The sequence below is a fragment of the Vibrio sp. 1CM24A genome (assembly GCF_023161725.1).
GTDB lineage: Bacteria > Pseudomonadota > Gammaproteobacteria > Enterobacterales > Vibrionaceae > Vibrio > Vibrio coralliirubri.
In genome coordinates this window covers 184,323-199,682 of the sequence record NZ_JALNTS010000002.1, presented here as the reverse complement: position 1 = coordinate 199,682, position 15,360 = coordinate 184,323, and the positions used below count along the sequence as shown (strand labels likewise).

The window sequence follows — 15,360 nt, the reverse complement described above, 5'->3', positions numbered from 1 at the left end:
CTCTAAAATTCAATCTCCCTAAAAAACTTGTCATAAGCCGAAATGCTCTTCCAATCTTGATTCGCAACACATGGCATTAGCGTGTTGCATATAGACTTCCTATAAAGCCGTTGGGAAGAAGGAGTTTATATTAAAATCAGGAACGAAAAATGAACCAACAACGTCAACTAAGCTGGAAAATAGCAGCTATTCTAGGTACATCTTTTGGCTTTAATGCACACGCTGCGGAAATGGTTAGGGTCGATGATGATGCATTACTCCAACAGAGCCTCGTCGCGCAGTCGAAGAGTGTTGCCCCACTAGAATTAGGTTTTTCTGAAGTAAAACGGGTGGTACTGCCCAATGGAAAAACCAAAGTCCGCTATCAACAAACTCACCTAGGTTTACCCGTCTTTGACACTTCGGTTGTCGCTACCCTCTCCAAGAACCAACCCACTCAGGTGTTTGGTTCGATGGCACAAGGGATCAGTGGTGACTTATCCAGCATCGCGCCAAAACTGAATCAAGAGCAAGCGATTGAAGCCGCACTGTCTGCTCATCGCACGTTTACCGTCGGCAAAAAGTCGATTGAAAACAAAAATGCAAAACTCATGGTGAGATTGGACGAGAACCAAACCGCCCAAGTCGTGTATCTGGTCGATTTCTTTATCGCTTCGTCTATGCCAGAGCGCCCTTTTTACTTTATTGATGCCATGACTGGTGATGTACTCCAAAAATGGAGTGGGTTGAACCACGCCAAAGCATCCGGCACTGGCCCCGGTGGTAATATCAAAACCACTCGATATGAATATGGCAGCGACTTCCCTAGCTTTCCCATCGACAAGACAGGCACAACTTGTACGTTAGAAAACGATTCAGTTAAGACCGTCGATTTGAGGAACGGAACGTCTGGCAGCGCAGCCTACAGCTACAACTGTGCCGACGGCACCAACTACACCGATCATAAATACATCAACGGGGCTTACTCGCCTCTTAACGATGCGCACTATTTTGGTAATGTCGTATTCGATATGTACAAAGAGTGGATGAACACATCGCCTTTAACTTTCCAGCTGACGATGCGCGTTCATTACGGTACCGATTATGAAAACGCCTTTTGGAATGGCTCATCCATGACGTTTGGGGATGGCAAAAACACCTTTTATCCATTGGTCGATATCAACGTGAGCGCTCACGAAGTCAGCCACGGGTTCACAGAGCAAAACTCCGGTCTTGTGTACCGAAACATGTCGGGCGAGCCTTCTCCGATATTGCGGGCGAAGCGGCTGAATACTACCTGCGTGGCAATGTGGATTGGGTGGTCGGTAGCGATATATTTAAATCAGAAGGCGGCTTGCGTTACTTTGATCAACCTTCAAAGGATGGTCGCTCGATTGACCATGCCTCGCAATACTACGATAGCTTGAACGTTCACCTATCTAGCGGTGTTTATAACCGCGCGTTTTACCTTTTAGCGAACAAGTCTGGCTGGGATGTGCGTAAGGGGTTTGAGATCTTCACGGTCGCCAACCAACTGTATTGGACGGCAAACAGTACCTTTGATGCCGGAGCGTGTGGCGTAGCCAAAGCCGCAGCTGACATGGGTTATGTGGTTGCAGATGTTGAAGATGCTTTTAACACAGTAGGCGTGAATGCGAGTTGTGGTTCAACGCCGCCAAGTGGCAATGTGCTGACGAAAGGCACTCCGATTTCGAACCTAAGCGGGAATCAATACTCTGAAACCTTCTACACGTTCACCGTTGATTCTGTATCCAGCGTGACGGTTTCAATGTCTGGCGGTTCAGGCGATGCCGACCTTTACGTGAAATCAGGCAGCAAGCCAACGACATCGAGTTACGACTGTCGCCCTTATCGCGCTGGAAACAATGAGCAGTGCAGTGTGAGCGCTCAACCGGGTGTCACCTATCATGTGTTACTGCGCGGATACTCGAACTACTCAGGCCTAACATTGCGTTTAGATTGAGTGACGCACACAAGCAGCGAAACTGTATGGCTCGTCTTGAAATAGACAGACCAACACGCCTACTCTTTCATGAGTAGGCTTTTCGTTTCACAACGCTAACTTCATACTTAATTGGTGAAGAGTTCTCGTAGCCACAAGTTCACGATGTCGTCATTGCGGTTGCTGTGCCAATACACGCTCAATGATGGTGTAAGGTATTCAAATGGCACCTCTAACAGCTTTATCTTGTCTTTATCAAAATACGCGTCCGCGACCCCTTTAGGGAAAGTTGCAATCCAATCACTGTTATAAATCGTGTCAGAAAAGTCAGCGATGGAATTGAGCTTTCTCGCCACCTTTCTTTCGGAAAAGATCGGGCTGTGAAGCTCGGTTAGCTGGTTCACTCGATAATTATCATGCGTCAACATCACGTGCTTTTCAGCTAAGTAGCGCTCTAAAGTTATCTGTTCTTCTATCTGCGAGTGGTTTTGGCTGCATACAACGCACAGTTCATCGCCCCAGATCTCTTGGCTCTGCAGTGTCGGGTGAGCATTAGTAAGGTCGACGACAAGGTCGATCTTCTTCTCTCGAATATCCGTTGCCATGTCTTCTTTGATGTTCACCACTTCGATAACACAGTTGGGCGCTTCTCTTTGAATCCTGTCCAAGATACGAGGCAAGATCACGCTGCTTGAAATGCTCATCGCTGCAATTCTGAAGGTGTAATTACACTGTTTCGGGTCGAAATCGTGAGTTTCAGGGAGTGAGTGTGAAACCAGTTTATGTGCTTGCTTGAAGATTGGGTACAGGTCGTTTGCGACTGGCGTAGGCTCAAATGTGTATGATTTTCTAACGAAGAGCAGATCTCGGTATTCGTCTCTAAGCTGCTTTAGGTGAGCGCTGAGACTAGGTTGAGAGATGTTGAGCCTTTCTGCTGCGTACGTCAGGTTTCCTTCTTCATATATCGCGATAAAGTAATATATAAGGTTGAGGTTAAATCGTTTCATTCGAGCTCTTCAGGCAGTCATGTATTTAAATAACCGATAAAAATAATATCGTTTAAATGACTGTGAATTATCGCTTTCCATTCCCATATTTTAGTTATGGTTATGACAGAACATTGTTAAAACGCCAAAATAAAATAACACGAACTAGTACAGTAGTGTTTAAAGCATAAACTTCGAAAATAGGTAACAGACTGGTTTTTATAAAGATATAGGTTTTCCTGATATCTAGTATAGGCATGGCGTTATATTAGAAGACGCTTGAGTTTGACATAATTCCCGATTCCTAAATAGACACATATAGAAATAGAGAATGATGAACCGATTTGTAAAACCGATAATAATCTCAGCGAGCCTAGTGACTTTATTTGGCTGCGTAGGTAGTAACGCAGTAACTGGTAAACTAATGGAATTTAACGTTAAAGCCGTTGATAACCGTTACGCTCGTGGTGGCTTAAACATGTTACTTGCCCCTGCTTACGGTATTACCGTTGCTGCCGATTACATCGTGTTTAACTCACTGGAATTTTGGACGGGTAAGAACCCAATCAACAAGAAGCCACACATCTTCGATTCTAAGGTGGATACTTACATTGATGTTAATGACCAACTGGATGACAGCCTAACAGAAGCGCCTATCGACCCATTGGCAAAGCATGTGATTGACCACAGTGAAATGAAAGTACTTAACCAAGACGAAATCGCAATTGAGCTAACCTACAACGACGGTACTCGCGCGACTCTAACGGGTCAACGTTTCGGCGATGAAGTTCATTACTCTATTGATAACCAAGTGATTGCAAAAACAAGCTTGGAAGAGATGCAGATGTACATAGCTTCGGCTGAGCAGTCTTAAGCAACGCAGAATTAACTGATACACCCCCAATCAATTCAGTTAGTCAGTACCTATAAAAAAGAGAGGTTAGCTTAGTCGCTAGCCTCTCTTTTTTGTTTGTCGTTTTTATTTTGGTTTATGGCGAATAACCGACACTAATAAGCGAAATAAGGTGAGAAACGTTTCACGTTCAGCTGACGAGTCATATTGCTCAGCTGCTCTTCTCGGGTATCTTGAAACTGATCCAATCGCTGGTAAATAGTGAAGTATCGATTGATGTTGGCGACGTATTTTACAGGCTCTTGGCTAATATTTTGTCTTGCGACCACTTCAACATGATTAAACCATTTATTTGGGTCGTAACCTTGCTTGGCGGCAAGCACACGCATTCGTCTGATCTTAGCAGGCCCGGCATTGTAAGCGGCCAAGCTAAAATGAATCTTGTCGATATCCGAGATTTCAGGCAAATCGAAGTATCGGTCATAGATAAAACGCAGATACTTGCTGCCCGCATGAATATTGCTTTCTAGGTCGTAAACATTATCAATATCGACATACCAATCTTTTGCGGTTTTAGGCATCACTTGCATAATACCCACCGCACCACGATGCGATATTTTTGAGTTATCCAAGCCTGATTCTTGAAAAGCCATCGCTAACAAAATGAACCAATCGATCTCGAACTTTTCCCCATAAACCATGAACAGCTTTTCTAGCTTATCCCGCTCTTCATTTTGCATCGGGTTAGAGGCTCTATTCATCCATGACGTGCTTTCGAGATAACGATTGTCGATGACATTACCCAGCAACGTCCCCTGCTTTGAATCTTGCAAATATTGGTCGATTTTGGCTTTCAGCTGCGGGCTATTTTTGCGAATCGCCCAAGCAATATCTGCATTGTGCCTAAAGGCAAGATTGTGATGGATTCTGATGTTTTGCTCTAAGTTTCCCCATAGTTCAAGCTTGTGGCTATCCACGATGGTTGCGGTTATTTGTCCACGTTTAATCAAATCGAGCAATTCAAGATCTTGGAGGTTGTCACTTAACAAGTGGATATAGATGGGTGCTAAACCGTTCTTCTCTAGCTGTTTATTCACTGAGTGAACGCTGCTGATATAACTGGAGTTTTGCTTTAACCAGACCTCTTTACCCTGTAACTGAGTGATGTCGTTAATCAAAGGTGTAGAACGGCTTGTCACTAGTAATTCATCAATGTCGCTACGAATGGGAATGCTGAAATCGACTAATTGCTCACGCTGTTTAGTCACTGTTAGGTTGGCGATGGCAATATCACCTTGCCCCTGATTCAAAGCATTGAGCAATTCGCTCCGCTCTACCGGAATCACCTTAACGCGCAGTAAAGGATCACGCAGCTTTAGCTCTTGATCAAAGTAATAAATCTGCTCGGCAAGAATCCCTTTCGGCTTACCATTTTCAATATGATAGAACCCCATATCACCAGAGACTAAAACACGCACAACGCCTTTTTCACGCAACGCAGAGAAGTCACCCACATAGGATTCGAGTGCGTTGTCGGGTATTTCAAAACCAAGAGTCGATTTGGAAATAAGAGAAAGAAAAACCAACACCTTCGATAAACGTGAAGCGCCATTAAAATTCGTCATATTCAGTATTCCTAATGCGTTTAAGCCAAAACCCTCAATAGTGCTAGGTGTTGCATGTGAGCTATCGGGCTAGAAGCGATTCAACGTAAAGGAACATTTCTTAACGTTGTTCGATTGCAATCTACGTTGATGGACAGAGTACGTTGATGTGTAAAGTGCGTTTGATGTTCAGAGCAATCTGGTGAGCGTTGTGGATCGTTTAGGCGTTGCTTTGATTCGTTACTTTTTATCAAGGGAGGCGAATTATACCGGAAACCATCAAGTCCGAAATAACGCACTGGCTATAGTAGATATAGGGTGCTCCTATAGATCTCCCCCTCTAAAAACGCCATCAGAAGTCACTCTTCGCAGTCTCTAATAAACCCCCAAATAGACCAAATACCACTCAGCAGTTAATAATTTCATCATTAAGTTATTGATTGGTTTATAAATTCAGATATATCAAGCCAGCACTATTTTAATATTTTATAAATTGAGATCCTGTGCTGCACAACGAAGTAAAAATGACTGCCTAACTTTTGAACACATTCACGTTACTGATAGGTTAATCCTTATAGGGCAAATGCTCTATTAATGATAAAAATTAAAATAAGGATTATTTATGAGACCATCTATTTCTATCAGTATGGTGCTTGCAACGACAGTGGTTGGCTTCCAGTCTTTTGCGCAAAATATTGAGACAACTGATTCATTAGGTATTGCAGAAAGTAGCGCAGCGCAAAAGCAATCTCTGGCGTTGCAAATCAGTGCCCGCTACTCCGAACTTGAGCTTTCTTTAAAGGCTCAAATTTCACAAAAGAGTTTATCCGCACCAATAGACAAACTGAGCTCTTCTCAGCCCTACTCTGCATTTGCAAGTAAGATGCAGAAAGCGGATCTTGGTTATCGCAAGATGAAAGGGATCAATAATTTCAGCGACTCTGTGTTAGAGATTCGCATGGCTGATGAAGCGATGATTGAAGCTTGGAAGAACGGCGAAAACCCGCTATTTGCATTTGAACCATCAGGTGATGATTCGAATTGGCAATACATTGAAGCGTATGACGTGTACGGACAGGTTCATGAACTAGATGTGTACCAAATGCCAAACGTTCCAGTGTTTGTGGTTGATAGCAATGGTGCGGAAGAGCTCAAAGCCGGCTTAATGGCAATGCAGGCTGAGATGCAGAAGCTAGGCACCACAACGCAGATCAATACTGATATCGATACCAATGCCGACAAGAGTAAACCTCAAAAACCGTCTTTGATGAGCAAGGCACACCGCTCGATGACCTTGTCGGAACCTGAGCCGTTGAATACCACACAATTAACTAAAATCCGTTTGGCTGTTGACCAAGAACCTTGGATCTCTGGCAAAGCGGAAATCTACGCTATCGTGACGGGTGTCGATTCAAGTCGTTTAGAGCCACAAATAGACCTCGTTGAGATGCCTTATCTGGATTACGACAAACAGACGTATTACCCAAATCAGACCGTTATCTTCTGGCCTCGCTACCGCTGGGGCGCTGCAGATATGATCTTAATGGAGCACGATGATGGCACTGACTATAAAGCACTAGCAAAACTCTTGGTGCAAGCTGCAGAAGAGATACTGAAGATGATTCCTGATCCAGAAGTTCAGGGTTACGCGATCATCCCTCAGATCACAGGCAAGATTATCGATGTGATTCCTGATGGCGTATTAGTGAATGATGATGACTTCGTAGATGTGTACTACACCTTAATGCAGAACACGCCTTATGAAGACCGTCCGGGCGCAGGCGGAAATGCTGTCGCATCGTTTGCACCAGTCACGATTTCGCCAACAGAGTAAGTCATTTCTTATTGAGTTAGGGCTTAATCGCTAGGCCCTAACTCTTCATTATCGAAGCTAAGTCAAACACAAGAGACCTACTCAGAACCTAATTACAGGGAGTAATCAAACACAATGATGTCTTCTAAAAGCGGACGAAACACATCTTTCAGCGCATCATGTTCTGGGTGTGGAAGGTAATTCTGACGGCCTTCTTCATCGGCGAACGTCATTAACACCGAGTGGGTATAACCTTGATTCTTGTTTTCAGGGCTGTCATTTAGCCCCCACTCTACTGAAGTGACCCCTTCAACCTTGTTTGGCATCGCTTCAAACAACATCTTTAGTTTTTGAACCTCAGAAGCCTCTGCTTTCTCTTTAAACTTAATCAGTAAAATATGACGAATCATTCCCGTTTCTTTTCGAGTCATTCCTAGTCCTTTTCGAATCGTTCGCTTGCTCGTTTGTCATGCTCAACCAGCACCGAGTCGCGTTCTTAAGTTAGAGGAGAACAAAATGCCACACGTTACACAACATGCCAAGGCTAGAACACTAGAGTTTATAAAATAACCCAAATCCCCAAACAAAAATGCTGCACCCAAGGGCGCAGCATTTCTTATGACAATGGTAAGCACGTTATAACGTTAATCACGACGACCTGTAAGCTGGATCGTTTGGTCTTGGTCAACGCTCTTGTGGAATTTTATTCCGCCGTTAGTGGCGTCATTTCTTCCTTCAAGTACTGGCTCAGATTCAACACGCTCAGCCTTTACTTGATTACTTTCGCTTCTCGTCATATCGAGAGTACTCGCATAAGTACCGTCAGCCGCGAAAGCCGTGTTCATAGATAAAGCCATCAATCCAAGTGCGATTAACTTGTTCATACATCACCTCGTTGTATTTTTAATTCTTTGTTCGTTTGGTATCTGTGTTTTTGTTGAAGTAACTTTAGCAATCGAACACGAACCATTCGAGGAAAAGCAAGATTTACCAAATGGAAAATCAAGGGATTAGAGAAGTTCTGACGCTGTGCTGTCTTATCCTTTTTGCACTGCCACTATGATATTAGAGTCACATAATTTCTGTACGTCTACCGCACAGAGATTGCTGCCTATAAAAGGAATCATTTGGAGAAACTGTGGACATCAATCTAGATATTCAAAATATCCTCGTCATCAAGCGTATGTATGAACTTCGCAATGTTGGACTGGTTGCAGAGTCGCTTGGAAAAACCTCTGGGGCGATCAGCAAGAACCTCTCGAAGTTAAAATTGCAGCTCGACGATCCACTGTTCATTCAAACCAAAAACGGGTTTGAACCCACGACTTTTGTTGAAACCAACATCGAAAATTTTGAGCAGATACTCAGCAGTATCGAAGCCATAAAGCACCAAGTATTTTCGCCAGAAACTTACCAAGGCAATATCAAAATCTACGCGAATACCCTGTTTTGGGAACGTTTTGGATCGAAACTCTACTTCGCTCTTAGTAAAGAAGCTCCGAATGCTCACTACTCATTCCTACGATGGGGAAGTAATGCCAGAAACCAACTCATAGATGGCGAAGAAGCGATAGCGGTGCACTACTTTGACGAGACCTTGCCGCAGTCGGTTTCTCAAATGGACTTCGGAAAAGGGAAAGTGGTGTTCTTTGTGAGAGACGATCACCCAGCGAAAGACTTTGAGTCGCTCGCCAACTATCCAACGGTTCTATTTAAAACACCTGGATGGAATGACAATAAGTACCCAATTCTGGAGCGTCTCAGAAACATTGGCTTTGAAATAAACCCTAAAGCAGATATCGATCACCCAGCGATGATTCACGATATCATGCTCAATTCAGACTATTTTGGAATTACGCTCAGTGGCAGCGTCCCAGAAGGCTGTCGTAGTATGGAACTACCTGAAAAACTCACTTTCGATGTGAGCTATGTGATGAGCTGTCGTCGTTCACAAAAAGATGCACCATTAAATCAGTGGTTATTCCAAATGTTGAAATCTACCCTAAAAAACAAGCAAGCGTAGTTCAGATTTTAACGGGTTGAAGGCTTAACTGCCTAACTCCCCTACCATCCAAAAAAGAAAAGGCTCCCGAGGGAGCCTTTGATTATGTTTCTAGTGACTATTCGCTTATGTTTTTATTTTAAAATGCTTCTTCGAGCGTTTGTTCATTCTTTTTTTCTGTCTGTTTTTCAACGGTTTCAACCTCTTTTAAGCGCGCGGTAAAGTGTCTCAACACCGGCGGTTCATAGGTAAAGTCGAGCCCTTTCACTTTGCTCGCGTTCTCTTTCACTTTTTCGAATGCTTCGATGATGAAGTCCATGTGAGTTTGTGTGTAGGTCGCGCGAGGAATGGTAAGGCGCAATAACTCTGCTGGGCATTGATGTTGCTCGCCCGTAGCAGGATCGCGACCTTGCAGCAAGGAACCAATTTCAACAGCTCTGATACCTGCCACTTTGTACAACTCGCACGCCAAAGCATGTGCTGGGAACTGACCCGCTGGAATATGAGGAAGCAGTTTACCCGCATCGACAAACGCAGCATGACCACCCGCTTGTTGGCACACGATACCTATCGCTTCTAAGCCATCGACTAAGTACTGAACCTGACCAATACGATACTCCAACCAATCTTGGCGCATGCCGTCATAAAGGCCAACCGCAAGACGCTCCATTGCGCCACCTTCTAAACCACCATAGGTTGGGAAGCCCTCTTGCACAACACACAAGGTTCGACACTCTGTGTACACATCCATGAAAGCGTCGTCTTTAAAGCACAACAAACCGCCCATTTGGACCATGGCATCTTTCTTGGCAGACATGGCTAAGCCATCCGCGTATTTGTATGACTCACGCGTGATCTGTTCGATTGTCCAATCTTGATAACCCGCTTCTCGTTGTTGAATGAAGTAAGCATTTTCAGCGTACCGTGCCGAGTCCATGATCACTGGGATGTCGTATTTCTGAGCGATTTCATAAACAGCTTTTAGGTTGGCGATCGAGACTGGCTGTCCACCAGCAGAGTTACAAGTAATGGTACTCACAATGTAAGGAACATTGGCTGCGCCCGCTTCTAAGATCGCTTCTTCCAGCTTCACCACATCGAAGTTGCCTTTGAAATCCGCGTTCACTGAGGTATCAAACGCTTCTTTGGTATAAACGTTTTTCGCCACACAGCAATTCACTTGGGTGTGACCTTGTGTTGTATCGAAGAAGTAGTTCGACAGAGCGACCATTTTGCTTCGGTCGAGCCCTTTCTCCATTTCACGCTTCTTAATAAGAACCGGAATGTAGATCTGCTCTGCACCGCGTCCTTGGTGTGTTGGAATCGTCAACTCGTAACCGAAGATATCCTTAACCGCATTCGACAATGCATAATAACTGCGACTACCACTGTAAGCTTCATCACCCATTAACATCGCGGCTTGCATGCGCTGAGTAATAGATCCGGTTCCGCTGTCTGTTAGTAAGTCGATAAACACATCATCACTGTCGAGCAAAAATGGGTTCATCCCCGCTTCAACAATGGCTTGTTCACGATAGACGCGAGTTGTTCTTTTTACTGGCTCTACAACACGAATACGAAACGGTTCTGGTAGATGTTTGAAGTTTTCCATAATAGTACCTTTCAATATATTCCGATCAGGTCGAAATCTATTTTCTTTAGATGCCACGAATCCTCACCATTAAATTAATAGTTCCGTATAAAGACACACAGAAAATTAACAGTGAAAATTAACAGTGAAAATAAACAAATTAAATAATGACTTATTAATCAAACCTAAACAGAGGCTAAGATAATTAGCGAGAACGACAAAACAATGAATACCTTGCACGGAATAATAAGCGCGACATTCATGCGTTCAAAGGTTATCAAAGCTGCTGATAGGTAAACAAAGCACGCTGCTTTGCTGGCGCGTGACGCCTAGAGGGTACTACTCTGAAGAAAGGTGGAACGAGAGCTGGTGATCTAAGGTATACCAAGCTAACAAGGTTAGCCAAGTTGTTGATTGCCATTTCAGATACATGTTCACAATATATCCCTACGTTGAAATCAAGATGATCCGAAATTTAAATATAGTGCAATTGTTTTATAAATAAAGCTTAGAAAAGTATAAATGTGATCAATATTTAGAATGGTAATTAAATACGATAGCGTGTTATATAAACTGTGAATCACAGCTGTTTATATACTATTAAACTAGTTCAGCGAGAACCTTAATAATATCGAATCTCTTTTACACTCAATACCTCTCTAATAAGGAGCGAAGATAGCTGTTTTCTAAAAAAGCCATCTTCTAGAGAGCTAAAAAGCTAAGCTCTAAAACTCGCCGATCTAGAAAAGCTAAGCACTAAAGCTCTCAGCCTTAACTAAATAAAGATAAGCTCTCACGCTCCAAAAAACTCAGTTCTGATGAGTCTCAAGCCTCACCAGAACCGTTTTGCAGTGAATGACTTACTTCTTCTTAACAGCTTGCTTGATGGCCATTTCAGCCAGTTTTGGCGTCGCTGCTTTCAATGCACTGGGGGCAACCTTCTTACCCGCCTTGACCGCTTTATTCAGTTGGCCTTTAACCGACGTGCCTCTTTTCATGGCTTCTAAACGTTGGCGGTTTCTCTGCACGTTATTTGCGTCAGCGATACGTTCGATCAACGTCTGCCTTAAAGTATCTAAACCAAACTGTACCTTTTCTGGCGCAATCGCCAGCGGTAACGCGATATCGGTTTGCAGCAATATATGATTGTATTCGAGCGCTTGAGCAATGATCTTCGCTTTGGCCGATGTTGGGTTCTCTAAGTCATACGGTGGTTGCCAGTCGTCTACAGGCTTTAATCGGTCTACCTGATTAACAACCGACACCACAATCGGTTTCTTACGTGAGATGTTCTTAGGATCGTCATAGAAAGCATCAAATCTATCTTTCAACTGCTTATCCAAATCACGTGCAGATTGATTGGCTTTAAGCACCCATAACACTACGTCGGCTTGGGTCATCTCTTTCAGCATTAAGGCTTCGGTTTTAGGATTGCCATCAAGCCCTTGGAGATCAACAACGCGAACATCATTATCGTCGACAAACGCGTTGTAAACCGTTGAAGTGTCCGTTGATGGCAGCACATCCACTTCTGCAACCAACTCTTGTTTGAGTGCATTAATAAGTGAAGATTTACCAGAACTGGTTTGCCCCACCAGCACGATTCGCACGGGCTCTAACTCTGGAGCAAAGCGTTGTTCATCGAGTTCAGAAACATCAGACGCTTTCAGTGCTTCATCTTCAATGCTGAAACGTCCGCTATAGAGGTCAATCGCCACCGCAGCGACTTCATCTAACAAGGCTTGTTTAGCGGCGTATTGCATGTCATCAACCACCCCTCTTGTCATCGATGCCGTCGCTTGTTCTCGACCTAAATCAGAAATCACTTTTAGCGGGTTCAAATAGAGGTTTTTAAGGTGATTCCCCCAAATAGCGGCCTTAACGATCTTCTGCCCTAGCTCGCCATATTTGTCATAGGCTTCGTAGCCCGCTTTGATGTAAGAAACCTTGAGATACTCAATGCCGGGTATATGCTCTCGCACGACCAATTTGTATCGTCGGCTGACCTCTTCGAACAGCTTTAGTCCTTCAGGAATCGAAAAATCGAGCGATTTCTTATCAAACTTTTTCGCAACGAATTCAAGTACCTCTAAACCGGTTTGGTCTAGATTGCCCCACTCTATGTCGACCATTAATTGTTGGCGTACATGGTGTTTTGAATCATTCCAAATCGACAGTTCTTTCTGAGACCAATCAGCCGAAGCCTTAACCAATGCATCGTTGATATCAGCTTTGTTATGTTGTGATTCAGACTCAGAAACATCCTCACCAAGGCCGTCACTCTCTTTGTTTGAGAAGGGCTCCGTACTTGAAGATCGGCGTGAAGAGCAGCTTGAAGAATCGCGTGAAGAACGGCTAGAAATGAATAAAGGAATGGTGAGAACCAAGGTACTCACGGCAATGGCAATCGACATTTCGAGTAGGTAACCGTATTTGATCGCTAAGAAGACACCAAAACCCATCATGATAATGCTTGGGAAGATCGCCGAAATCAGGGCAATGCCCCAGCGGCCGCTCGATAGCACCGCCAGTAATCGAAATAGGTTTCTAATTTTCTTCATAGCCCGACGCCGCCTTTCCTTTTTTCAGGGATTCTTTGTAGATCTTCTGCATCTCTTGTTCAGACACTTCTTCACCTTTGTTCTTATGATAGAAGTAAAAACACGCAGCGCGACCTAAACCATAAGAGGTGCCGAAACTCATTGCCGCTGCAGCCACCGCGCCTACCGTTTGACCATAAACTGGAATCAGCTTTATCAACTGTCGAGTGCCCAGTTTCATTCCGTATTGCAAAGCAAAGCTGCTTCCCAGAGTGCCTATCAACTCACTGAAGACTCTCTTGTTCCATTCGACCCCATATTGGTTCGCCAAGCTATGAAGCATTTTCGCTTGAATCGCAGGTACCGATACCAAACCAACACCCGGAATCAAATCGCTCGCTGCCGCACTTCCTGCATACCAAAGCACTTCGTTTTCTACTTGATCAAAGTTGGCTTCTTCTTGCGTGGAGTGCTCTTTGTCTTGCACCATCATTCCGATCACCGGAAGAATACTGGTCAGCTTTTCTAACAAGATGTCATAGTTGTAAATTGAACCACTGTTATTGCTCGAGTCATCCGTCTCGAAATCGACTGCTACCGATTCAAACTCTTTACCCCAAGTCTTCTCTACTTGGTTAGTGTTGAACTGAATTTGCCTTGCTCGATCTGGTTCACAGGAAGACAACACCGCCGTATGAACCAGCAGCAAGTGTTTAATCTTCTTCTGTTTCTTAATCTGTTTTAGAGCCGTAAGCACAGCGGATTGTTCAGGTTCGTCGGCTTTCATCACAACGACTAACGCATTACCTGCCTGACCAATCTCTTCCAGATCCTCTTTCGCATCGTAATTCGCTTCACTTAAACCTCTGGTATCGAGAAAGCGCATCACGGGTTTGTCTTGTGGGAATTCGTAAGACATCGCCGTCATGGTACAAGGCGCAAAACCATTGCCCACTTCAACAGAAGAGTCGCCAGTCACCGCCTGAATAAACGATGACTTGCCCGCCCCCGTTTTCCCCAACAGCCACAATGTCGGCAGATGCTGACGCTGGTATTCATGGGCCTGAGTCAAGTCTGGGTTCTTGCTCGGATTAATGAAGTCTTTTATTTGGTCAAACATGTTTAGAGTAACGCTCACTTGATGTTGAGATTCGGGTGATGACAAAGCAATACTGACTTATATAATCACAAATCATATTAAACTTATGTTTGTTCAGTCGCACAGGTTTACAATGCCTAAGCGCTTGTTTTTATTTGCGCGCTCATTTTTATAGACGCTTTTTTATACGTGCGGGTATCATCGTATTGATTCACGCATCGAACAAACATCAACAAACACAGAGAAGTAAAAGGTAAGTATGGAACAAATTTATTTAGCTGGCGGTTGCTTATGGGGCGTACAGGAATTTATTAAGTACGTTCCTGGCGTTATCAGCACAGAAGCAGGCCGTGCAAATGGAAGCGCCCAGCCAACAGAGAACAAGACGACTCAAAGCAACGGCACACAAAACGATTACGATGGCTACGCAGAGTGCGTACAAATTGAATTTGATCCAAGCATCACATCAGTCACGATTCTGATGGAACACTTGTTTGAGATTATTGACCCTTACAGCGTGAATAAACAAGGTGTTGATATCGGAGAGAAATACCGCACAGGCGTATACAGCACTAATGCAGAACACTTAACCGAAGCTAAGCACTATATTTCTTCGAGAGATGATGCCGACCGTATCGCTGTTGAGGTGTTGCCATTGACCAATTATGTTGCCAGCGACGACATCCACCAACATCACTTAAGTCACTTCCCTGAAGATCACCACTTATGCCATATCCCTTGGGATCTGCTGCATAAGTATAAATCACAATAGTCACGACGTAAGATTAAAATAGTTACGACGTAAGATTGAGATGGTCACGATCTAAGATCGAGAAAGCCTCAACAGACATTATCCGTTGAGGCTTTTTAAGTGTTATGGTCAGGACTGCTATCGTGAATTGATTTGATAGCTCAAACCATTAAGCCATT

Annotated in this window: 11 protein-coding genes and 1 pseudogene; 5 read left to right on the top strand and 7 right to left on the bottom strand. The window is 43.9% G+C overall.

Annotation, left to right across the window (positions count from 1 at the left end):
- Window positions 1-149 precede the first annotated feature (149 nt).
- Window positions 150-1,963, top strand: a pseudogene (locus MSG38_RS04810) (M4 family metallopeptidase).
- 107 nt (window positions 1,964-2,070) lie between these two features.
- Here the strand turns inward: MSG38_RS04810 and MSG38_RS04805 are convergent.
- Window positions 2,071-2,949, bottom strand: a complete 879-nt coding sequence (locus MSG38_RS04805; protein ID WP_248401179.1) for a LysR family transcriptional regulator — start codon at window positions 2,947-2,949, stop codon at window positions 2,071-2,073.
- Window positions 2,950-3,259: 310 nt separating this feature from the next.
- On the opposite strand from MSG38_RS04805, the gene MSG38_RS04800 reads away from it, so the two are divergent.
- A complete protein-coding gene (locus MSG38_RS04800; protein WP_061017778.1) occupies window positions 3,260-3,802 on the top strand; it encodes a DUF3332 family protein in 543 nt (180 codons plus the stop codon).
- A gap of 134 nt (window positions 3,803-3,936) precedes the next feature.
- Here the strand turns inward: MSG38_RS04800 and MSG38_RS04795 are convergent, their stop codons facing one another.
- Entirely contained in the window at window positions 3,937-5,406 is a 1,470-nt protein-coding gene (locus MSG38_RS04795) for a transporter substrate-binding domain-containing protein (RefSeq protein WP_248401178.1), read from the bottom strand.
- Between the two features lie 601 nt (window positions 5,407-6,007).
- Here MSG38_RS04795 and MSG38_RS04790 point away from each other — a divergent pair.
- Entirely contained in the window at window positions 6,008-7,219 is a 1,212-nt protein-coding gene (locus MSG38_RS04790; RefSeq protein ID WP_248401177.1) for a DUF3103 domain-containing protein, read from the top strand.
- 92 nt (window positions 7,220-7,311) lie between these two features.
- On the opposite strand, the gene MSG38_RS04785 is transcribed toward MSG38_RS04790, so the two are convergent.
- Both MSG38_RS04785 and MSG38_RS04780 read right to left on the bottom strand, forming a co-directional pair.
- Window positions 7,312-7,629: a Dabb family protein gene (locus MSG38_RS04785; RefSeq protein WP_248401176.1), complete on the bottom strand. Its 318-nt coding sequence runs from the start codon at window positions 7,627-7,629 to the stop codon at window positions 7,312-7,314.
- Between the two features lie 213 nt (window positions 7,630-7,842).
- Complete coding sequence (locus MSG38_RS04780; RefSeq protein WP_048616462.1) at window positions 7,843-8,082, bottom strand: hypothetical protein; 240 nt, start codon at window positions 8,080-8,082, stop codon at window positions 7,843-7,845.
- Window positions 8,083-8,336: 254 nt separating this feature from the next.
- On the opposite strand from MSG38_RS04780, the gene MSG38_RS04775 reads away from it, so the two are divergent.
- On the top strand, window positions 8,337-9,221 hold the full coding sequence (locus tag MSG38_RS04775; RefSeq protein ID WP_248401175.1) for a LysR family transcriptional regulator: 885 nt from the start codon (window positions 8,337-8,339) through the stop codon (window positions 9,219-9,221).
- 118 nt (window positions 9,222-9,339) lie between these two features.
- On the opposite strand, the gene tnaA is transcribed toward MSG38_RS04775, so the two are convergent.
- The 3 genes from tnaA to MSG38_RS04760 all read right to left on the bottom strand — a co-directional run bounded on the left by tnaA (window position 9,340) and on the right by MSG38_RS04760 (window position 14,451).
- Window positions 9,340-10,812 carry a tryptophanase gene (gene tnaA, locus MSG38_RS04770; protein ID WP_248401174.1) on the bottom strand — a complete coding sequence of 491 codons (1,473 nt, stop codon included), beginning with the start codon at window positions 10,810-10,812 and terminating at the stop codon, window positions 9,340-9,342.
- Between the two features lie 839 nt (window positions 10,813-11,651).
- A complete protein-coding gene (locus MSG38_RS04765; protein ID WP_248401173.1) occupies window positions 11,652-13,352 on the bottom strand; it encodes a GTPase in 1,701 nt (566 codons plus the stop codon).
- Complete coding sequence (locus MSG38_RS04760; RefSeq protein WP_248401172.1) at window positions 13,339-14,451, bottom strand: GTPase; 1,113 nt, start codon at window positions 14,449-14,451, stop codon at window positions 13,339-13,341. Before MSG38_RS04760 ends, MSG38_RS04765 begins: the two co-directional genes overlap by 14 nt.
- A 238-nt stretch (window positions 14,452-14,689) precedes the next feature.
- Between MSG38_RS04760 and MSG38_RS04755 the strand changes: the two genes are divergently transcribed.
- The gene (locus tag MSG38_RS04755; RefSeq protein WP_102579483.1) at window positions 14,690-15,202 is read left to right on the top strand and encodes a peptide-methionine (S)-S-oxide reductase; all 513 of its coding nucleotides are present in this window, start codon (window positions 14,690-14,692) and stop codon (window positions 15,200-15,202) included.
- Window positions 15,203-15,360: the final 158 nt, after the last annotated feature.